The 20,038-nt window shown below is 73.0% G+C and carries 21 protein-coding genes; 4 read left to right on the top strand and 17 right to left on the bottom strand.

All coding sequences use genetic code 11. From position 1 onward, the window contains the following. Positions 1 to 107: 107 nt before the first annotated feature. Entirely contained in the window at positions 108 to 446 is a 339-nt protein-coding gene (locus tag IEY71_RS11760) for a riboflavin kinase (protein WP_229781711.1), read from the bottom strand. Positions 447 to 492: 46 nt separating this feature from the next. Continuing rightward, positions 493 to 996 carry a flavin reductase family protein gene (locus tag IEY71_RS11755; protein ID WP_189085513.1) on the bottom strand — a complete coding sequence of 168 codons (504 nt, stop codon included), beginning with the start codon at positions 994 to 996 and terminating at the stop codon, positions 493 to 495. A gap of 131 nt (positions 997 to 1,127) precedes the next feature. Here IEY71_RS11755 and IEY71_RS11750 point away from each other — a divergent pair, with 131 nt between their 5' ends. Further along, positions 1,128 to 1,718, top strand: a complete 591-nt coding sequence (locus IEY71_RS11750) for a PadR family transcriptional regulator (RefSeq protein ID WP_189085512.1) — start codon at positions 1,128 to 1,130, stop codon at positions 1,716 to 1,718. Positions 1,719 to 1,844: 126 nt separating this feature from the next. Here IEY71_RS11750 and IEY71_RS11745 read toward each other — a convergent pair whose 3' ends face one another. The 6 genes from IEY71_RS11745 to IEY71_RS11715 all read right to left on the bottom strand — a co-directional run bounded on the left by IEY71_RS11745 (position 1,845) and on the right by IEY71_RS11715 (position 8,696). After that, entirely contained in the window at positions 1,845 to 3,209 is a 1,365-nt protein-coding gene (locus IEY71_RS11745) for an NtaA/DmoA family FMN-dependent monooxygenase (RefSeq protein WP_189085511.1), read from the bottom strand. A 72-nt stretch (positions 3,210 to 3,281) separates the two neighbouring features. Next, complete coding sequence (locus IEY71_RS11740) at positions 3,282 to 4,148, bottom strand: ABC transporter permease (RefSeq protein ID WP_189085510.1); 867 nt, start codon at positions 4,146 to 4,148, stop codon at positions 3,282 to 3,284. Continuing rightward, positions 4,141 to 4,929 carry an ABC transporter ATP-binding protein gene (locus IEY71_RS11735; protein WP_229781710.1) on the bottom strand — a complete coding sequence of 263 codons (789 nt, stop codon included), beginning with the start codon at positions 4,927 to 4,929 and terminating at the stop codon, positions 4,141 to 4,143. Before IEY71_RS11735 ends, IEY71_RS11740 begins: the two co-directional genes overlap by 8 nt. Positions 4,930 to 4,937: 8 nt before the next feature. After that, positions 4,938 to 6,050 (bottom strand): ABC transporter substrate-binding protein, encoded by a 1,113-nt coding sequence (locus IEY71_RS11730; RefSeq protein ID WP_189085508.1) that lies wholly within the window; start codon positions 6,048 to 6,050, stop codon positions 4,938 to 4,940. A 242-nt stretch (positions 6,051 to 6,292) separates the two neighbouring features. Further along, entirely contained in the window at positions 6,293 to 8,272 is a 1,980-nt protein-coding gene (gene menD / locus IEY71_RS11720; RefSeq protein WP_229781709.1) for a 2-succinyl-5-enolpyruvyl-6-hydroxy-3-cyclohexene-1-carboxylic-acid synthase, read from the bottom strand. After that, on the bottom strand, positions 8,265 to 8,696 hold the full coding sequence (locus IEY71_RS11715) for a PLD nuclease N-terminal domain-containing protein (protein ID WP_189085507.1): 432 nt from the start codon (positions 8,694 to 8,696) through the stop codon (positions 8,265 to 8,267). The genes menD and IEY71_RS11715 overlap by 8 nt, the downstream gene beginning before the upstream one ends. 98 nt (positions 8,697 to 8,794) lie before the next feature. Here IEY71_RS11715 and IEY71_RS11710 point away from each other — a divergent pair, with 98 nt between their 5' ends. Continuing rightward, positions 8,795 to 9,103, top strand: a complete 309-nt coding sequence (locus IEY71_RS11710) for a DUF4229 domain-containing protein (protein ID WP_189085506.1) — start codon at positions 8,795 to 8,797, stop codon at positions 9,101 to 9,103. Positions 9,104 to 9,122: 19 nt separating this feature from the next. Here IEY71_RS11710 and IEY71_RS11705 read toward each other — a convergent pair whose 3' ends face one another. From IEY71_RS11705 to IEY71_RS11695, 3 genes are read right to left on the bottom strand one after another with little or no spacing between them, the layout of a single operon-like run. Beyond that, positions 9,123 to 10,115 (bottom strand): 1,4-dihydroxy-2-naphthoate polyprenyltransferase, encoded by a 993-nt coding sequence (locus IEY71_RS11705; RefSeq protein WP_189085505.1) that lies wholly within the window; start codon positions 10,113 to 10,115, stop codon positions 9,123 to 9,125. Positions 10,116 to 10,138: 23 nt separating this feature from the next. Next, positions 10,139 to 11,344: an AMP-binding protein gene (locus IEY71_RS11700; RefSeq protein ID WP_229781708.1), complete on the bottom strand. Its 1,206-nt coding sequence runs from the start codon at positions 11,342 to 11,344 to the stop codon at positions 10,139 to 10,141. Positions 11,345 to 11,369: 25 nt separating this feature from the next. Further along, positions 11,370 to 12,320, bottom strand: coding sequence for a 1,4-dihydroxy-2-naphthoyl-CoA synthase (locus IEY71_RS11695; protein ID WP_189085504.1), 951 nt, complete (start codon positions 12,318 to 12,320; stop codon positions 11,370 to 11,372). Between the two features lie 54 nt (positions 12,321 to 12,374). On the opposite strand from IEY71_RS11695, the gene IEY71_RS11690 reads away from it, so the two are divergent. Beyond that, positions 12,375 to 13,358 carry an o-succinylbenzoate synthase gene (locus tag IEY71_RS11690; protein ID WP_189085503.1) on the top strand — a complete coding sequence of 328 codons (984 nt, stop codon included), beginning with the start codon at positions 12,375 to 12,377 and terminating at the stop codon, positions 13,356 to 13,358. On the opposite strand, the gene IEY71_RS11685 is transcribed toward IEY71_RS11690, so the two are convergent. Beyond that, entirely contained in the window at positions 13,348 to 13,710 is a 363-nt protein-coding gene (locus tag IEY71_RS11685) for a MerR family transcriptional regulator (RefSeq protein WP_189085502.1), read from the bottom strand. The two genes, IEY71_RS11690 and IEY71_RS11685, sit on opposite strands and share 11 nt — an antisense overlap. Before the next feature lie 60 nt (positions 13,711 to 13,770). Between IEY71_RS11685 and IEY71_RS11680 the strand changes: the two genes are divergently transcribed. Continuing rightward, the gene (locus IEY71_RS11680) at positions 13,771 to 15,000 is read left to right on the top strand and encodes an MFS transporter (RefSeq protein ID WP_189085501.1); all 1,230 of its coding nucleotides are present in this window, start codon (positions 13,771 to 13,773) and stop codon (positions 14,998 to 15,000) included. A gap of 127 nt (positions 15,001 to 15,127) precedes the next feature. Here IEY71_RS11680 and ccsB read toward each other — a convergent pair whose 3' ends face one another. Genes ccsB through IEY71_RS11655 form a run of 5 tightly spaced genes read right to left on the bottom strand, consistent with a single transcriptional unit; the run spans position 15,128 to position 19,994 of the window. After that, a complete protein-coding gene (gene ccsB / locus IEY71_RS11675) occupies positions 15,128 to 16,180 on the bottom strand; it encodes a c-type cytochrome biogenesis protein CcsB (protein ID WP_189085961.1) in 1,053 nt (350 codons plus the stop codon). 54 nt (positions 16,181 to 16,234) lie between these two features. Further along, a complete protein-coding gene (gene resB / locus IEY71_RS11670) occupies positions 16,235 to 17,986 on the bottom strand; it encodes a cytochrome c biogenesis protein ResB (RefSeq protein ID WP_189085500.1) in 1,752 nt (583 codons plus the stop codon). Further along, positions 17,964 to 18,716: a cytochrome c biogenesis CcdA family protein gene (locus IEY71_RS11665; protein WP_189085499.1), complete on the bottom strand. Its 753-nt coding sequence runs from the start codon at positions 18,714 to 18,716 to the stop codon at positions 17,964 to 17,966. The genes resB and IEY71_RS11665 overlap by 23 nt, the downstream gene beginning before the upstream one ends. Positions 18,717 to 18,744: 28 nt before the next feature. Continuing rightward, positions 18,745 to 19,341: a TlpA family protein disulfide reductase gene (locus IEY71_RS11660; protein ID WP_189085498.1), complete on the bottom strand. Its 597-nt coding sequence runs from the start codon at positions 19,339 to 19,341 to the stop codon at positions 18,745 to 18,747. After that, entirely contained in the window at positions 19,341 to 19,994 is a 654-nt protein-coding gene (locus IEY71_RS11655) for a histidine phosphatase family protein (protein WP_189085497.1), read from the bottom strand. The genes IEY71_RS11660 and IEY71_RS11655 overlap by 1 nt, the downstream gene beginning before the upstream one ends. Positions 19,995 to 20,038 lie beyond the last annotated feature (44 nt).

Genomic DNA, 20,038 nt, shown 5'->3' with positions numbered 1-20,038 from the left:
GGATGCCGCGTGGGCTCCATCATGGCGCGAGCGGGCGGGATTCGCACCGAGGGAGGATGAAAACCCCGACTCCGCCCTCCCTGCGCACGCGTCCCCTCCCGCGGTGCTCACGGATCGAGTCGGGCGAGGACCGCGCGCGAACGGCGCACATCGTGCTCCGTGCGCGCGATGAGCTCCCCGAGTGTGTCGAAGCGGCGCATCTCGCGGAGCATCGCGACCGGTTCCACGGTGATCGCCCGGCCGTAGAGGTTCTCGTCGAGATCGTGCACGTACGCCTCGACCCGGCGGTCGAAGACGTCGTCGAACGTGGGGTTGTCGCCGACGCTCACCGTGCCGCCATGGCGCACCTCGGAGGGCGGGAAGCGGATCCAGCAGGCGTAGACGCCGTCGACCGGCGGCGCCTCTCCTTCGGCGACCTCCACGTTCGCGGTCGGGAATCCGAGCACGCGCCCGCGCCCGTGCCCTCCCACGACGATGCCGGCGAAGGATGCGTCAGCCGGCGTTGCCGAGGGCATGGAAGCGGCTCTGGTGGAACACGAGGGGCGCGACCTCGGGGAACATCTCGGAGCTGCGCACTTCGAGCAGCACGATCTCGTGGTCGCCGCCGTCGTACACGGCGTGGATACCGCACTCGAGCCACAGCGCGGCCCCCTCGACGAGCACCGACCCGTCTTCACCGACCCGCCAGCCGGCCTCGGCGAAGCGGTCGGCCGTGCGCGAGGAGAGTTGGCGGCAGAGCGCCTCCTGGTCCGAGCCGAGCACGCTGAGGCCGAGCGCCGGGCGATCGGCCAGCAGCGGCCAGGTGGTGGACGTGCGCGCGACGCTCACCGCGACCAGTGGGGGCTCGAGCGAGATCGAGGTGAAGGAGTTCACCGCCATACCGGCCGGCGCGCCGTCGACGATCGCGGCGAGGGCGACGACGCCGGTCGGGAAGGCCGAGAACGCCCGGCGCAGCGCCAGCTGCGGGGCCTCGCTCAGGGACTGCTGGGTGGTCATCGTCGACTCCGCTCTCCGGACGCCCATTGAGCGCCCCGGTTAGTCAAGTTTGTCTATCTGGGAAGAGCTTATGCAGATTTGATCATGCAAAACAAGCGGAATCTGGAGTCCGCCTGTCTACGATGGGAGGCATGTCGTCACCAACACGTCTCGTCGTGCTCGGCGCGGTGCACCAGTTCCAACCCGTGCACGGCTACTTCCTCCGTCGCGAGCTGATGACCTGGCTCGTGGACGAGTGGGCCAACATCCAGCCCGGCTCGATCTACAACGCGCTCCGCTCGCTCGAGCAGGACGGCTACGTACGCGAGAGCGGCACGGAGTCCGACGGCAAGCGACCGGCTCGCACGAGCTACACGATCACACCGGCCGGCGAGGTCGAGCTCATGCGGATGCTGCGCGACACGCTGTGGAACGTCGAGCCGTTCGACACGCAGGCAGTCATGGTGATCGCCTCGTTCATGTTCATCCTGAGCCGGCAGGAGGTCATCGCCGGCCTCGAGCACCGCATCTCCAAGATCGACGCGATCGTGCTCACCAACGGCTTCCACATCGAAGACACCGCACGCTCGGAGACGACGCCGAAGTACGTGCGCGAGATCTTCGAGCTGTCGACGGCGCGGCTCCGGGCCGAGCAGGAATGGGCGCGCTCGCTCGCCGAGCGACTCAAGCAGGGCGAGTACGCCTTCGCGGACGACCCCCGCGAGGAGCGACCCCGGCGCTGACCGTGCGCGGGCAGCGGTACTGTCGCGGCATCCAGCCGGACGGCCGGATCGCCCGCCTTCGTCGAAGACGGGCGACCCGGCGCGGGACCGACCCGAACGGTCCCGCGCCCGCGCAGCCCGACCCGATCAGGCCGCGCGGCGCAGCGCAGCCGGGCGGTGCGCCGCGGCGGGATGCTCCGCCGGCAACGTCGCGGAGCCGGTGCCGAGGAGCCGCTCGCGAAGCGTCGCCCCCTCGTACTCCGTCCCGGCGACGCCGCGCTCACGGAGGATCGGCAGCACGTGCTCGACGAAGTCCTGCGTCGAACCGGGCTGGATCACCGGAGACAGCAGGAACCCGTCGAGATCGGCGCCCTCGGCGAGCTCGCACATGCGGTCGGCGATCTCCTCCGGCGTGCCGACGACCGGCTTCGCACCGACGCCGTGCGCATGCCAGTCCTTCAGCACGTCACCCACCGTGAGCCCCGCGAACCGTGCGACCTGTGTCTGCGAGAGCTCCGTGTGCAGCTCCGTCATGGGCGTGTCCGGCTCGTACGAGGAGAGGTCGAGCCCGGTGAACCATGCGTAGGAGGCGACCGCCACCTCCGGACTCTGCGCGTCGAGCACCCGCTGGTACTTCCGCTGCGCGTCGGTGGTCGTCTTGCCCACGACGCACGCGAACGCCGACATGATCTTGACCGCATCTGCCGGGCGGCCGGAGGCGACCGCCTCGGCGCGGATGGCCCGCGTGTGCTCGGCCAGCTGGGCGACCGAGCCCGCGCCGATGAACATGCACTCGCCGTGCTTGCCGCCGAACGCCCGCCCCGCAGGTGACGCACCGGCCTGGAAGAGCACCGGGGTGCCCTGCGGCGAGTACGCGGTGTTGCCGTAGCCGTGCGAGCGGAAGTACGGCCCCTCGTGCGCGATGCGGTGCACCTTCGACGGGTCGGCGAAGACGCCCGCCTTGTCCTTCACGAGCGCGTCCGGCTCCCAGGCTCCCTCCCAGAGCTTGTAGACGAGCTCCATGAAGTCGTCGGCCATCCGGTAGCGCTCGTCGTGGGCGACCATCGGCACGCCGAACGCCTGCACCGCCGTCTCCGCAGTGCCGGTCGTCACGACGTTCCAGCCGATGCGTCCGCCCGAGAGCTGGTCGAGGCTGGCCATCCGCCTCGCGAAGGCGTACGGCTGCTCCGTCAGGATCGATCCGGTCATCACCAGACCGAGCTGCTCGGTCTGCGACATCAGCGCGGCGGCGACGACCGCCGGATCCAACCGCGGCAGGTCCAGTCCCTCGACCGAGCAGATCTCGGGCCGTTCGCCGTTCACATCGGCCCAGCCCCAGGCATCCGCCAGGAAGAGGAAGTCGAGCCGCGCGTCCTCGCAGAGTCGCGCGAGATCGCGCCAGTACGCGAGTTCGTCGAAGCGCACCCGCTGGTTGTCGGGATGCCGCCAGGTCGCCGTGCCCGAGTCGTTCGCCTGGGCGTTCTCGAAGAGTCCGAAGCGCAGTCGTCTCATCAGTTCCTCCTTCTCGATGGGTCCGGCCATCGCGGCCGGCGGGTCCTGGCGCCCCGTCGACGCCGGTGCGGATCAGCGCGCGACGACCTCGCCGTCGCTCCACCAGAGCACGCGCTTGCGCACCACGGCGAGGAGCGAGACGAGCAGCACGCCCATGACGCAGAGCAGGGCGATGCTCGCCCAGGTGACCGGCAGGTTCGCCTGCGCGGCCGAGGTGGTGACGAGCGAGCCGAGACCGGCCTGCTGGCCGGCCGCGACGAACTCCGCGACCGCCGCGCCCACCACCGCGAGGGGCAGGGCGATGCGCAGGCCCGCGAAGACGTACGGCATGCAGCCCGGGAAGCGGAGGTCGCGGAAGATCTCCCACTTGCTCGCATGCAGGGTGCGGAAGACGTCGAGCGCCTTCACGTCGACGTCCCGGAGCCCCGCGAGCGAGTTCACCAGCATCGGGAAGAACACGACGAGCGCGGTCACGATGTACTTCGGCATCATCCCGAAGCCGAACGCCACGACGAGGGCCGGGGCGATCGCGACGATCGGGGTCACCATGACGACCACCACGAGCGGCATCACGGCGCGTTCGATCAGGCGGAACTCGGCCATCACCACGGCGAGCAGGAAGCCGGCGACGATGCCGCTCGCCGCGCCGATCACGACTTCTTGGAGGGTCACCAGGAAGTTCGCCCAGTACATCGCCGGGTCGCCGGCAAGGCTCGCCCCGATCGCGTCGAGCGTCGGGATGACGTACGGGTTCGTGATCGCCACGACCTGCCAGAGGAAGGCGGCGACGGCGAAGGTGATCGCCGTCGGCAGCCATACCCTCGGCCGGAGCCACGCGGGTGCTCGGCGCGCACTCGGCGCATCGCGCCGAGTGCGGCGATCGGCGAGCTCGGCGGCCGCCATCGAGGCGGTCGCATCGATCGTGCTGGTCTCAGACATGGGCTCCACCCATCACTTCGTGCAGGGCGGTGCGCACCACCCGCTCCAGTTCGCGGAACTCGTCGCTCGCGTACGCCTCCTCGGTGCGGGGGCGCGGGAGGTCGACGTCGATGATCCGGTCGATGCGACCGGGGTGGGCGGCCATCACGACGATCCGGTCGGAGAGCATGATCGCCTCGGGCACGGAGTGCGTCACGAAGAGCACGGCCTTGCGGTTCGACTGCCAGAACTCCAGGAGCCCGAGCCGCTGCTGATCGCGGTTCATCTCGTCGAGCGCGGAGAACGGCTCGTCCATCAGCATGATGGCCGGGTCGAAGACGAAGGCCCTGGCGATCGCGGCGCGCTGCTGCATGCCGCCCGAGAGCTGACCCGGGTACTTCTGCATCGCGTGGCCGAGCCCGAACGAGGCGAGCAGTTCCTTCGGATCGCGGATGGCTCGGCCGGCGTTGGCCCGCCGGTTCACGGTGAGCGGCAGCCGCACGTTGTCGAGCACCGTGCGCCACGGCAGCAGGGCCGGCGACTGCGGCACGAGCCCGATGCGCTTATCTGCGGCCGCCGCGCGCACGGTCGACCCGTCGATCTCGACCTTGCCGCCGTCGGCGTCGATGAGCCCGGCGACGACCTTCAGGAGCGTGGATTTGCCGCACCCCGACGGCCCGATGACGGAGACGAACTCCCCCATCCCGATCGTGAGGCTGACGTCGTCGAGCACCTTCACGCGCGCGCCGTCGGCGCCGAACGACTTCGAGACGTTGCTGACCCGGACTCCGGCGTCGACCACGGCGGCGCTCATTCGCCCGGCCAGACGAGTGCGCCGTCCTGGTACAGCGAGGCCACGAGCTCGGTGTCCATCATGTCGGCGAGCGGCGGCAGGTCCTTCAGCCCGCCGTACTCCTGGACCAGGGCGTACTCGGACTCCCAGGCCGCCTCGCTGAGCACACCCGGCATCCCGCTCGCGCTGTCGCGGACCCAGCTCGACTCGACGCGCCAGGTGCGCTCCTGCTGGTCGACCGGGAACGCCGAACCCTGATTGTTCGCCTCGGCGAGCGCACTGATCTCCTCGACGCAGGCGGCCTCGTCGTCGAGGCACTCCTGCAGCGCCTTGAGGCTCGCCCGCATGAAGTCGGCGGCGACCTCGCGGTGCTCGGCGAGGAACGCCGAGTTCACCTCCATCACGTTGTAGGTGCCGCCCACCCCGGAGTCGGCGGGCAGGAACTCGGTGAACGGCAGGTCGAGCGAGCGGAGCTTCTCGGGCTGGTTCGAGGCGTATCCGACGATCGCGTCGACCTGACCGCGGGTCACCACGGTCGGGTCGTAGTTGGTCATCTTGATGAGCTCGACCTTCGAGACGTCGACGCCGGCGGCGTCCAGCATCGCCGAGGCCACGGGCGTGAGGTTGATGAAGTAGCCGAGCTTCTTGCCCTCGAGATCCTTGAGGCTCGTGATCTGCTCGTTGGCGAAGATCGAGAACGGCGAGGTGTCGCCGTAGGTGGCGATCGCCGTGAGGTTCTTGCTGTTCGCCGCGGCGAGCATGACGTCGGACGCCGAGCCGAGGGCGGTGAACTGCGCCTGGCCGGATGCCACGAGCTGCTGGCCGTTCGCACCGGAGGCGTTGATCTCGACGTCGAGGCAGAGCGCGTCGAAGTAGCCCCGCTCCTTCGCGAGGAAGACGTCGAGCTGGCCGGCGCTCGCCGAGTAGCCGTAGCCCGAGATGTAGGTGATCGTGCCCGCGTCGCGGTTGCGCTGGCACGCCGCGTCGTCGATGAGCACCTCGGTGTCACCGGATGCGGGCTGTGCGTCCGCGCCCTGCTGGGCGCAGCCGCCCAGCACGGTGATGAGGGCGATGGCGGCGATCGCGGCGGGAAGGGCCCGCCGGGAACCGCTCCGAGAAAACACGTCCATGTCGTTCCCTTCGGCCGTTCGTCGTTGATGGCTCGATGAAATTAGCATATTCAATCTTGACTGTGCAAACAGTGACCATTGCCGGTTCGGCCAGCCTCACGCCGGCGTCCCTGAGGGGAGGCGATTCGCATCGCGGGAGGATCAGACCCCCGAACCCGACCTCCAGACGCGCGAATCTCCTCCGCCGGGGGCCGGGCAGTGAGCGTGCGGGCCCGGGGCAGAGCAGGGGCCCGCCCCGCTCCTCAGCGGCAGAGCGGGACCTCGAGGATGGTGGGCTCGGTCACGGCCTCGCCGAGCGCGGCCTCGAGCTCCGAGCGGACGGCGGCCCGCCGGTACCGCCAGCCGTAGGCGCGGGCGAGGGCCTCGAGGTCGACCGACTGCGGGGTGTACTGCACGCGGTCGAACGCCTCGGCGGGCGCGGAGGCGGCGACCTCGAGCGAGTCGAAGATCGTGCCGCCGCCGTCGTTGCCGACGACGACGAGGATCCGCGGCCGGGTCTCCCCCGCCCCGAGCAGCAGCGAGCCGACGTCGTGCAGCAGGGTGAGGTCGCCGAGCAGCACCCGGGTCACGCTCGACTCGGCGCGGGCGCGGGCCTCCTGGGCGGCGCGGCCGGCCTTCGCCTCGGCGAGCTGCTGCTCGACCTCGGCGGCGCGGGCGAGCATGGCGGCGAGGTCGTCGCCGGCGGACGGGTCGAAGCCGTCGGACGCGGCCGGCGCCGGAGCGGCGGATGCCTCGACCACCGCCTCCGCCTCCGCCGGCCCGCCGGCCGCGGCCGGCTCCTGACTGGCGATCGCGATGCCGAGCGCCGTCGCGACGGTGCCGTCGATGCCGGAGAGCCCGCGGTTGGCGTGCGCGTGGATGCGGCGCCCGGGCACGACGCGGTCGGCGTCGCGGATGAGCCGGGACGCCCCGAGCACGAGCCGGTCGTGCGGCCAGCTCGCCGCCCACACCGACTCGGCGAGCAGGCGACGGCCGACGGGCTCGCGCATGCGGCCGAGCTGCGCGTCGAGGAAGGCCCGCTGCGCGGCGAAGTCGGTGACGTGGCCGGTCTCGTCGACGCCCGTGCGGACGGCGTCCGGCTCGGCGGGCGCGCTCGCGGCGGCCAGCGCCCGGCCCGTCTGCAGCCAGCGACCGAGCCAGGCGCGCTCCCCCTCGGCCGGCGCACCGGGTTCGACGTGCACGGCGCGCTCGAAACGCCGGGCCCGGTGGCCGGGGTTGAACCACTCGACGCCGCTCGGCGCGACGACGACGGTCTCGACGCCCTCGCGCTGCACGAGCGCGGGCAGCTCCCGGGACAGCGTCGGGTGCCCGAAGACGATGAGCCGCTCGACGGCGTCGCCGAGGCCGGGCTCGGCGAGCACCTCGCGGTAGGCGGGCACGAGGTTCGGCCCGAAGCGGGCGCCGCTCGTGATCTCGGCGATGAGCGGCCAGCCGCCCGCGCGGGCGAGCGCCTCGGCGGCGGCACCCGCGCCGGCACCGGCGACCACGACCGTGCGCGGTCCGCGGGCGAGCGCTCCCGCCTGCCCGCCAGGGACAGGGCCACCAGCACCGGGCGACACCGGCGGCACCGGCTCGCCGGGGGCGGGCGGTAGCGCCGCCACCGCCGACAGCGGCTCGCGCAGCTGCAGGTTCAGCAGCACGGGGCCGGGACCGGGGTGCGGCACCGGCTCGCCCGTGCCATCCCGTCCCTCCGCCGCGGCGACCGCGAGCCGCGCGAGCTCGGCGGCCGTCTCGGTCTCGCCGGGTGCGCCCTCGGGCGCGGAGACGTCGCGCTCGAGGCGCACCGCTCCGGCGAAGATGCCGGGCTGCATGGTGGTCTGGTTCGAGCGGATGCCGCGGAGCTCCGCCGGCCGGTCGGCGGCGAGCACGAGCAGCGGTACCCCGGCGTGGTGCGCCTCGAGCACCGCGGGGTGCAGGTTCGCGACGGCCGTGCCCGAGGTGGCGACGACCGCGGCGGGATGCCCCGACTCGACGCCGAGGCCGAGCGCGAGGAAGCCCGCGCTGCGCTCGTCGATGCGCACGTGCAGCCGCAGCCGGCCCGCGCGCTCGAACTCGGCGGCCGCGATCGCGAGCGCCTGGGAGCGGGATCCGGGGGCGACGACCACGTCGCGCACGCCGAGCCGTTCGAGCTCGGCGATGAGGGCCACGGCGAACTCGCTCGCGGGGCTCCGCCGGTGCTCGGATGCCTCGGGCGCAGCGCCCGCGGCACCCGGGTCAGTCATGCGGTCGACCGGGCTGGCCGGGCTCTCCCGGCGCCTCGGGGTCGTGCGGGCCGCGGTCGCCGCGGCTCGGATGGCCCGCCCCGGAGTCGTGCCCGTCGTCGCCCGCGCCCGGGTCGTCGTCGAGGTCGGCGAGCTCCTGCTCGAGGCGGCGGATGCGCTCCTCCTGCACGGCGTCGGAGCCGAGCCGGCGCAGGAACTCCGCGTCGTCGTCGGGCGCGAGCGAACGGCCGCTGCGGCTGCGGCGACCCCGGCCGATCACGAACCAGAGCACCCCGCCGACGACCGGCACGAGGATCACGAGGGCGACCCACCAGCCCTTGCGGAGGCCGCGCACGCGCAGCCGATCGAACAGCGCGCAATCGACGATCGTATAGATCCAGAAGACGATCGCGGCTGCCACGACGATGACAGCGAGCCTCGGCATGCCCCCAGTCTAGGCGCGCCAGATCACGGCAGGCTGGGAGAGCCCGGTGCACCGCGGCCCCGCAGCCCGCGCTCAGCCGCCGCGCCTACACTGGCAGGGTGAAATCGGTGCCCGTCTGGATCTGGTACACCGCGCTGCGCATCCTGCTCTTCGCGGTGCCGCTCGCCGTGCTGCTCATCGCGAACGTGAACGTCTGGGTTTCGACCCTCGTCGCGGCGGTGTTCGGGCTGAGCGCCTCGCTCCTGTTCCTGCGCAAGCCGCGCGAAGCCCTCTCGGGCGATCTGTACGCCGCCCGCCACCGCGAGCAGCCGCTCGTGCGCGACGACGACGCCGCGGAGGACGCGGCCGTCGAGGCCGTCGAGCACGAGGCATCCGCGCACCCGGCCGACGCGAAGCGCGCCGAGTAGCCCCGGCCACGCTCACCGCTCAGAGCGCGAAGACGAGCCCCAGACCGACGCCGTAGACGAGCGCCGTGAGGCTCGCGAGCTGCAGCGCGATGAGCAGCTCCTTCGCCGTGCGCGCCGAGACGACGATGACGCACGCCGGCAGCGCCGCGAGCAGGGCGAACAGCACGAGCCATCCGGTCGGGTAGAGCAGCGCCCAGAAGGCGGCGATGCCGAACGGCACGAGCATGAACACGCAGAACAGCGCGCGCCCGACGGGGGCGCCGACGAGCACCGCGAGCGTGCGCTTCCCGGAGGCGCGGTCCTGCTCGACGTCGCGCAGGTTGTTCGCCATGAGGACGGCGCAGGCGAGGAGGCCGACGCCGACGCCGCCCGACCACGCCTCGAGATTCACGTCGAGGGCCTGCACGAACGCCGAGCCGGCGGTCGCGACGAGACCGAAGAACACGAAGACGAAGAGCTCGCCGAGGCCCGCGTAGCCGTAGGGGCGCTTGCCGCCGGTGTAGAACCAGGCGGCCACGATCGCGGCCGCGCCGACGGCGAGCAGCCACCACTGCTGCGTGATGACGACGAGGGCGAGGCCGGCGAGGGCGGCGAGGCCGAGGAAGGCGAGCGCGACCGCGAGCACGTGCTTCGGCTTCGCGAGCCCCGAGCCGGTGAGCCGCGCGGGGCCGACCCGGTGGTCGTCGGTGCCGCGGATGCCGTCCGAGTAGTCGTTCGCGTAGTTCACGCCGATCTGCAGCGCGAGCGCGACGATGAGCGCCAGCACGGCGCGGGTCGGATGCCACGGGCCGTCCGCGATGGCGACGACGCCCGCGCCCGTGCCGAGCGCGACCGGCGCGATCGCGAGGGGCAGGGTGCGCAGCCGGGCGCCCGAGATCCAGTCGCCGACGGTGGCCGGCCCGCGCGAGACGGCCGGCCCCTGGGCGGCGCGGGCGGGGTTGCCGCTCGGGCCGGGGCGCTTGGCGCGACGGGCGGCGGCGGAATCGGGGCGATCGGGCTTCTGGCGTACCACGGCCCTCAGCCTAGTTCCGCACGCTATGCGCCGGCCGCGAGCAGGGCGGCGACGGCCTTGCGGTCGGGCTTGCCGGAGTCGAGGCGGGGCATCGCCTGCAGGGCCGCGAGCCGCACCGGCCGGCCGGCCGGCGGCAGCCCGGCGGCGTCGTCGGCGCTCGCGATCGCGGCGAGCTGCCGCTGCACGGCGTCGTCGCCGAGCCCCGCGAACGCGGCCGCCTCGACGGCCACCCCCGGCCGCTCCCCCCACTCGGCGTCGGCCACGGCGACGACGACCGCCTCCGCGAAGCCGGGCAGCCCCCGCACCGCGCGCTCGACCTCGCCGAGCGCGACCTTCACGCCGCCGGAGACGATGACGTCGTCGGCGCGGCCGCGGATGCGCAGCCGCCCCTCGGCCGTCAGCTCGCCGAGGTCGCCGGTGCGGTACCAGCGCTCGCCCCGCTCGATGAGGAACGCCCGCGCGGTGCGCTCCGGATCGCCGAGGTAGCCGCTCGCGAGCGTGGGACCGCCGAGCTGCACCTCGCCGTCGACGATGCGCAGACGGACCCCGTCGAGCGGCCGGCCGTCGTAGACGCATCCGCCGGCCGTCTCGCTGGAGCCGTAGGTGCGCACGATCCTCGCGCCGAGCGCCTCGGCGCGCTCGGCGAGCTCGGCGCCGAGCGCCTGGCCGCCGACGAGCACGGCGTCGAAGGAGCGCAGAGCCGCGGCGACGAAGGGGTCGCGGTCGGCACCCTCGACGAGGCGGGCGAGTTGCACGGGCACGAGCGAGGCGTAGTGCGGCACCTCGGGCAGCATCGTCGCGGCGGCGGCCGCGAAGCCCGCCGCGGTGAACGGCCCGTCGGGCACGGGCACGGGGTCGAGCCCGGCGAGGAACGAGCGGACGAGCACCTGCGCGCCCGCGATGTAGTGCCCGGGCAGCGCGAGCAGCCACTGCCCCTGGCCGCCGAGGGCGTCGTGCGTCGCCTCCGCGCTGGCCACGAGCGCATCGGCGCTCAGGGCCACCCGCTTCGGCGCGGCGGTCGAGCCGCTCGTCTCGACGACGAGGGCGACCTCGTCGGCCACCTCCCGGAGCGCGGGATCGACGGCGGATGCCTCGTCGCGCGCGCCGGCCGGACCGGCCGCGTCGGCATCCGCCACCGGCCAGACCGCCGGGCCGCCGTCGAGTGCCGCGGCGAGCGCGGATCGCAGCCGCGACAGCTCGCCCGACGGAACCCGATGCAGCGGTTTCACGGCGCCGGCTCCGCCGCGCGGCGGCTCAGAAGTGCCACGGGTACGGCCCCCAGTCGGGCGCGCGCTTCTCGAGGAAGGCGTCACGGCCCTCGACGGCCTCGTCGGTGCCGTAGGCGAGCCGCGTCGCCTCGCCCGCGAAGACCTGCTGGCCGACCATCCCGTCGTCGACGGCGTTGAACGCGAACTTCAGCATGCGGATCGCCGTCGGCGACTTGGTGAGGAGCGTGCGTGCCATCGCGATCGCCTCGCGTTCGAGCTCGGCGTGCGGCACGACCCGGTTCACGGCGCCCATCTCGTACGCCCGCTCGGCCGAGTACTCCTCGGCGAGGAAGAACACCTCGCGGGCGAACTTCTGCCCGATCTGGCGGGCGAAGTAGGCGGAGCCGTAGCCCGCGTCGAACGAGCCGACGTCGGCATCCGTCTGCTTGAAGCGGCCGTGCTCGCGGCTCGCGATGGTCAGGTCGCAGACGACGTGCAGGGAGTGCCCGCCGCCGGCCGCCCACCCCGGGACGACCGCGATGACGACCTTCGGCATGAAGCGGATGAGGCGCTGCACCTCGAGGATGTGCAGGCGCCCGACGGCCGCGTGCCCGTGCGGATCGGCGGTGCCGCCCGCGCCGTCGACGATCGCGGTCTCGGCGTCGGAGTACTTGTAGCCGTCGCGGCCGCGGATGCGCTGGTCGCCGCCGGAGCAGAAGGCCCAGCCGCCGTCCTTCGCGCTCGGCCCGTTGCCGGTGAGCAGCACGACGCCGATGCGCGGGTTCGTGCGGGCGTCCTCGAGGGCGCGGTACAGCTCGTCGACGGTGTGCGGCCGGAAGGCGTTGCGCACCTCGGGGCGGTCGAAGGCGACCCGGGCGATGCGGCCGTCCTTCGAGTGGTGGTACGTCAGATCGGTGAAGCCGTCGGGGCCCGCGAGGGCGGGTGCGGCATCCACCCATTCGCTCGGATCGAACAGCTCGGACACCTCGGCGCTCATGCCTCCCAGCCTATTCCCGCTGCGGGCCGCGCCGGGGTGCGCGAGACTGGGCGCATGGTCCAGCCGTCGCTGCATGAGCTCCTCGCCACCGCCCGCGTCGTCGCCCTGCCGCTCGTGACCCGCTTCCGCGGCATCGACGTGCGCGAGGCGCTGCTCCTCGAGGGCCCGGAGGGCTGGACCGAGTTCAGCCCCTTCGCCGAGTACGACGACGAGGAGGCCGCCGTCTGGCTCGCCGCCGCGATCGACTTCGGCTGGACGGCGCCGCCCGCCCCGCTGCGCGACCGGATCCCGGTGAACGCGACGGTGCCCGCCGTCGACCCCGACAGCGTGCCCGCCGTGCTCGCCCGCTTCCCGGGCTGCCGCACGGCGAAGGTGAAGGTCGCGGCGGCCGATCAGACCCTCGCGCAGGACATCGCGCGGGTCGCGGCCGTGCGCCGGGCGCTGGGCCCCGAGGGGCGGGTGCGGCTCGACGCGAACGGCGGCTGGACGGTCGACGAGGCCGAACGGGCGGTGCACGCCCTCGCCGAGTACGACCTCGAGTACCTCGAGCAGCCGTGCGCGACGGTCGAGGAGCTCGCCGAGATCCGCGAGCGCACCGCCTATCTCGACATCCCGGTCGCCGCCGACGAGAGCGTGCGCCGGGCGGCCGATCCGCTCGCCGTCGCCGAGGCGGGCGCTGCGGACCTCCTCGTCGTCAAGGCGGCGCCGCTCGGCGGCATCCGCCGCGCGCTCGAGATCGTCGAGCGCGCCGGCCTGCCGGTGAACGTGTCGAGCGCGCTCGACACGAGCGTCGGGCTCGCGATGGGCGCGCACCTCGCCGCGGCGGTTCCGGAGCTCCCGTTCGACTGCGGGCTCGGCACCGCCTCGCTCCTGGCGGCGGATGTCACGGCGGCGCCGTTGGCCCCCGAGGACGGCGCCGTGCCGGTGCGGCGGGTCGTGCCGGATCCGGTGCTGCTCGACCGGTACGCGGCCGACGCGGAACGCACCGGCTGGTGGCTGGCCCGGCTCGAACGCTGCGCCGCGCTGCTCAGCGGGTGATCGTCGCGCGGTCGAGGTAGGCGCTGATCGCGTCGCGGTTCCGCGCGAGGCAGCCGATGCGCTGCTCGAGCTGCGCGCGCCGCTCGGCGAGCGTCTCCGCGAGCGCCTGCGCGATGACGGGTGCCTCGACCACCGAGGTGCTCGCGAGGCAGGGCAGCATGTCGAGGATGACGGCGGTCGGGATGCCCGCCTCGATCAGCCCGCGCACCTGGTTCACCCGCTCGACGGCGGGCTCCGGGTAGTCGCGGTAGCCGTTCGACTCCCGGCTCGAGGAGACGAGCCCCTGCTCCTCGTAGTAGCGGAGCAGCCGGGTCGACACCCCGGTGCGCTCCGCGAGTTCGCCGATGCGCATGACGTCCTCCGTTCATCCGGCTTGACCTTCACACTAGTGTCAAGGTTTCAGACTTGCGACATGACCGCTCCGATCACCGATTCCACCCCCGCCGTCGAGCCGCGGCGGGCGGCCGAGGCATCCGCCCGCTCCGGCCGACGCCTGCCCTACAACGGGCTGCTCGCCCTCGCCGCGATCGTCTTCACCGGCGTCGTGACCGAGATCATGCCGGCCGGCCTGCTGCCGCTCATGAGCGCCGAGCTCGGCGTCTCTGAATCGCAGATCGGCTCCCTCGTCGCGGTGTACGCGCTGACCACCGCGGTCACGGCCATCCCGCTCACGGCGCTGACCCGCGGCATCCCCCGCAAGCCGCTGCTGCTCGCCCTCGTCGCCGGCTTCGTGCTCGTGAACGCGGTGACCGCGCTCGCGGGCGACTACCTCACGATCCTCGTCGCCCGCGTCGTCGGCGGCATGCTCGCCGGGCTGCTCTGGGCGATGGCCGCGGGCTACGCGATGCGCATGGTGCCGCCGGCCCACTCCGGTCGGGCGCTGTCCGTCGCGATGGTCGGCACCCCGCTCGCCTTCGCCTTCGGGCTGCCGATCGCGACGAGCCTCGGCACCGCGCTCGGCTGGCGGGCCGCGTTCGCGCTGATGGCGGCCCTCGCCGCCGGCCTCGCGATCTGGGCCGTCCTCGCGCTGCCCGCCTTCCGCGGCGAGCGCGCCGCCGAACGGCCCGGGCTCCGGCAGGTGCTGCGCCTGCCCGGCCTCGCCGCCGTGCTCGCGACGACCGCCGCCTTCGTGCTCGCGCACAACGTGGCCTACACGTACATCGCCCCGCTCACCGTCGCCTCCGGCGTCGCCGCGCACCTCGATCTCGCCCTGCTGCTCTTCGGCGGATTCGCGGTCGCGGGCGTGCTGACCGCGGGCGCCCTCGTCGACCGGCACCTGCGGGCGATGGTGCTGATCTCCTCGGCCGTGCTCGGCGTCGCCATGGTCGCGATCGGGCTCGCCGCGGCGCAGCCCGTGATCGTGCTCGTCGCGATCGCGCTCTGGGGCCTCGCCTACGGCGGTGCGCCCACGCTGCTGCAGGCCGCGCCCGCCCGGATCGCCGGCGAGGCCGCCGACGTCGCCCAGTCGATGGTCGTCGCCTCGTGGAACGGTTCGATCGCCATCGGCGCCCTGCTGGGCGGGCTCGCGCTCGACACCCTCGGCATCGGCTCGCTGCCGTGGCTCGCGCTCGGGCTCGTCGCGGTCGCCGCGCTCATCGCTGGGACCGTGCGGACCGCCTTCGCCCGCCTCCCCCGCGACTGATCACCGCGGAGCACCGCCGAGGGGGTCGCTTTCCGACATCCGCACGCCCGAAAAGCCGGCGGGATGTTGGAAAGCGACCCCCTCGAGGTGCAGGTGCAGGGGCGGGCGGCCGCGAAGGCGCCGCGGCTCAGAGCAGGCCGGAGTAGGCGTGCAGGCCCTTGAAGAACAGGTTCACGACCGTGAAGTTGAACAGCACCGTCGAGAAGCCGATGATCGCGAGCCACGCCGAGCGGGAGCCGCGCCAGCCGCGCGTCGCCCGGGCGTGGATGTAGCCGGCGTAGACCACCCAGATGATGAAGGTCCACACCTCCTTGGTGTCCCAGCCCCAGTAGCGACCCCAGGCCGCTTCGGCCCAGATGGCGCCGGCCATGAGCGTGAAGGTCCACAGGATGAAGCCGACGATCGTCACCCGGTAGGCGAGGTTCTCGAGCGTGTTCGAGTCGGGGAGGGTCGCGAGGAACGACTTCTTCGCGGCCTTCGCCGACGCCACGAGCGACTCGCGGCGCGACTGCATGAGCTGCACGACCGAGAGCGCGAAGCTCAGGGCGAAGAAGCCGACCGACGCCGTGGCGACGAACACGTGGATCACGAGCCAGGCGGACTGCAGCGCCGGGGGCAGCGGCACGACCGAGACGTAGAAGTTCACGGTCGCCGCACCGAGCAGTACGAGCACGAGGCCGGTGACGAAGGTGCCGAGGAAGCGGAGGTCGTGCTTGGCCACGACGAGCACGATGAGGAAGACCGTCGTGATGATGAGCGTGCCGGTGAGGGCGAACTCGTACATGTTGGCCCACGGCACGCGGCCCGCGGCGAAGCCGCGCAGCAGGGTCGCCGTGAGGTGCAGCAGCCAGGCGAGCACGGTCATCGCGACGCCGACCCGGAGCGCCGGCGAGCGTCCGTACGCCACGCTCGCGCCGTCGGCGGTCGCGCTGCGCCAGCGCGAGCCGCGGCCGGATGCCTCGGCGCCGCCAGCGCCGCCCGCGCTCGCAGCAGCGGTGCTCGCGGCCGCCTTCGTCGTCGCGGCGGCCTGCAGCACGCCGACCGGCTCGCGCTCGGCCGCCGGCTGCCCGTCCGCGGTGCCCGTCAGCCCGGCATCGGCGTCGGCGGCCTTCGCCGCGACGGCCCCGCGCCTGGCCAGGTCGATCGAGAAGGCGATGAAGGCGATGGCGTACACGGCCATGGCCGAGTACACGCTGAGCACTGAGATTTCATCGAGACTGGGCACGGTTCTACCTTACGTCGTGGGCTTCGCGGTGTCGTGGGTGGATTCGGCGCCGGCCACGGGGCCGGCGAGCTTGTCGGCGAAGGCCGCGACCGCCGCTTCGAGCCCCGGGTCCTCGCCGCGGGCGAGGCCCGCGAACTCGATCACCCGGCTGCCGTCGCGTCGGGTCGCCACCTTCACCCACATGCGGCGGCGCGGCACGAAGAGCGAGGCGAGCAGGCCGGCGAGGATGAGGATGGCGAACACCAGCACCCAGCCCTGCGTCGGGTCGTGGTGGATGTCGAAGGAGGCGAAGCGCTTCACGGACTGCGCGTAGTCGCGGTCGGCGGCGCTCCCGGCCGGCACCGCGGCCGGCGCGTCGGGGCTGTCGTCGACGAACTCGACGGTGCCGCGGCCGCCCGGCAGCTCCGTGCGCTCGCCCGGCTTCAGCTCGATCGAGTCGACGCCGGTCTCGCCGCCGGTCAGCTGGTCCATGCCCGAGGGGTCGAGGGTGTAGACCGAGGTCGGGACGCCCGAGTCGATGCCGAGGTCGCCCTCGTACACGTTCAGCGTGAGCACGGGCAGCACGAGGTCGGGGTAGGTCGAGGCGTACGCGCCCGAGCCGAGCACGTCCTGCGTCGGGTAGAAGAAGCCGACCATGCCGAGCTGCGCGTCGAGGCCGTCGGGCACCTTCACGACGCCGATCGAGGTGAGGTTCGCGTCCTGCGGCAGGAAGGGCACCGCGTCGTCGAAGACGATCTCCCCGTCGGGGTCGCGCACCACGATGTGCGGCGCGTAGCCGTTGCCGAGCAGGAACACGTCGGTGCCGTGGGTGCGCAACGGCTCGTTGACCTTGACCTGCCCGTCCTCGGCCGGGCCGGACTGGTCGGTGATCGTCACGTGGGCGGTGAAGTCGATCGGCTGGCCGAGCGCGTCCTGGTTCTGCGTCTCGTAGACGACGCCGAGCTCGTTCAGGGAGAGCTTGTACGGCGCGAGCGAGTTCGGGTCGAAGAAGCGGCCCGGGTTGAACGAGTCGAAGGCCGCGAGCGTGTTCACGAAGGACTGCCCTTCGACGATGACGCGCTGGCCCGCGAAGCCGAAGCCGCCGCCGACGCCGACCGCGACCAGGATGCCGAGCATCGCGGTGTGGAACACGAGGTTGCCGGTCTCGCGCAGGTAGCCGCGCTCGGCCGAGACGCTCGGCTCGCCGCGCAACTCGTAGCGCTCGACCCGGTACCGCGCCTGCTTCAGCAGCTTCGTGGCCTCGGCGACGGCGGTCTCGGCATCCACCCCGTCCGGGAGCGGCCGCGTCGTGTAGCCGGCGAGCCGGCCGAGTCGCACCGGCGTGCGCGGCGGACGCGCGCGCATCGCCTCGAAGTGGTGCTTCGTGCGCGGGATGATGCAGCCGATCAGCGAGACGAACAGCAGCAGGTACACCGCGGAGAACCACGCCGAGGTGTACACGTCGAACATCTGGAACGAGTCCAGGACCGGCGCCGTGTCGGGGTGGTCGGTGAAGTACTGCGTGACGCCGTTCGGGTCGCTCGAGCGCTGCGGCACGAGCGAGCCAGGCACCGCCGCGATCGCGAGCAGCAGGAGCAGCAGGATGGCCGTGCGCATGCTCGTGAGCTGGCGCCAGCCGAAGCGCAGCCAGCCGACGAAGCCGAGCTTCGGCTGGGCGACGCCGGGGCCGTCGCCCGGGGCGGGCTCCGGCGAGTCGACGTGGTCGGCCGGCCGCAGCGGGTCGACGCCGCCGTCGCGGTCAGAGGACGAGGTCGATACCACTCATCACCCCTTGCAGATCGCTCATCCACGCGGTCCAGAGCCCGGACACCATGATCACGCCGATCAGAATGAGCAGGCCGCCGCCGATGAGGTTGATGGTGCGGATGTGCCGGCGGAGGAACGCCAGCGCCCCGGTCGCCCAGCCGAAGCCGAACGCGACGAGGAGGAACGGGATGCCGAGGCCGATGCAGTACGCGAGGCCGAGCAGCGCCCCGCGCCACGCGGACTCGGCGTTCAGGCTGAGGCTCAGCACGGCCGCGAGCGCGGGGCCGATGCACGGGGTCCAGCCGATGCCGAACACGACGCCGAGCAGCGGCGCCCCGGCGAGGCCGGTGGCCGGCCGCCAGCTCGGCTTCAGCTGCCGCTGCAGGAAGGTGAACTGGCCGACGAAGACGAGCCCCATCACGATCATGACGACGCCGAGCACGCGGGTGATCGGGTCCTGCCAGGCCCGCAGCCACGCGCCCGCCGCGCCGGCGAGCGAGGTGTAGACGAGGAACACGACGGTGAAGCCCGCGATGAAGAGCAGCACGCCGAGCAGCAGCCGGCGCCGGTTGCGCCGCTCGGCGGCGGCGTCGGCGGAGGCGTCGGTGAAGCCGCCGAGGTAGCCGAGGTAGCCGGGCACGAGCGGCAGCACGCACGGCGAGAGGAAGGAGATGATGCCGGCCGCCATCGCGATCGGGATCGCCACGAGCAACTGCCCGCTGAAGACGAGCTCGCCGGGCGTCATCGCCGGCCTCCGGGATCGCTCACGTGCGTCACTGCTCCTCGAGGAGCTTGTCGACGAGGCCGCGCAGGATCGACGCGTCCTGCAGCTCGCCGAGCACGCGCGCGGCGACCCGGCCCTCGCGGTCGAGCACGAGCGTGGTGGGCACCGCCGCGGGCGGCACGTCGCCCGCGAAGGCGAGCTGGGCGTCGCCGGAGTCGACGTCGAGGATGGAGGGGTAGTGCACGCCGTAGTCGCGCTCGAAGGAGCTCGCGGTGCCGGCCTGATCGCGCACGTTCACGCCGACGAAGCTCACCTCGTCCGCTCCCGATCCGTAGCCCTCGTAGACCTCCTGCAGGATGGGCGCCTCGGCCCGGCAGGGCGCGCAGCCGGCGTACCAGAAGTTCACGACCGTCACGTCGCCGGCGATGTCGGCCGAGTCGAAGCCGCCGCCGTCGACCGTGGGGCCGGAGAACGACACGGGCTCGCCGCGCGAGGCCTCGTCGAACTCGGAGATCGTGCCGTCGCCGGCGATGTAGTTCTTGCCACTGCCCTCGCGGTACTGCTCGGCGAGGGGATCGCTCGAGCAGCCGGCCAGCACCACGATCGAGGCCGCCGCGAGGGCTGCGGCGGCCACCAGCTTCTTCATCAGACTGCTCCTACATCGCTCGCACCGGCCGCGAGGGCTGCGGCCGGATCCCGGTACCCGATCTCGACGAGGCCGCGCGCCGCCGACGAGGAGGGCTCGAGCGTCGTGATGCTCGACAGCGCGCAGCGGCGCCGCCTCGGGTCGTGCGCGAGCGGCTGCCCGGCGAGGTGCAGGTGGGTCATCCAGATCGGCATCTGGTGGCTCACGACGACGACGTCGCCGCCGTCGACGGAGGCCGAGGCATCCACGATCGCCGCCACCATCCGCGCGACGACGGCGCGGTACGGCTCGCCCCAGCCGGGACGCCACGGGTTCATCAGCGCCGGCCAGTTCGCGGGCCTGCGGAGCGAGCCGCCGGGGCCGCGCATGCGCGTGCCCTCGAAGCGGTTCGTCGGTTCGATGACCCGCTCGTCGATGATCGGCTCGAGCTCGAAGGCCGCGGCGATGGGCGCGGCGGATTCGCGGGTGCGCTGGAGCGGGGAGACGACGAGCGCACTGACCGGACGCCCGCGGGAGACGAGGTCGGCCGCGGCCGCCTCGGCCATGCGGAGGCCGAGATCCGAGAGCCCGTAGCCGGGCAGCCGACCGTAGAGCACGCCCTGGGGGTTCGACACCTCGCCATGGCGCACGAGATGGATCTGCTCGGCCGGCACGGGTCCAAGTCTAGGTTGGCGCTCCCTTTGAATCCGCCGAGACT

This window comes from Agromyces mediolanus (genome assembly GCF_014648575.1).
Lineage (GTDB): Bacteria > Actinomycetota > Actinomycetes > Actinomycetales > Microbacteriaceae > Agromyces > Agromyces mediolanus.
This window is presented reverse-complemented; position numbering and strand designations above follow the sequence as displayed.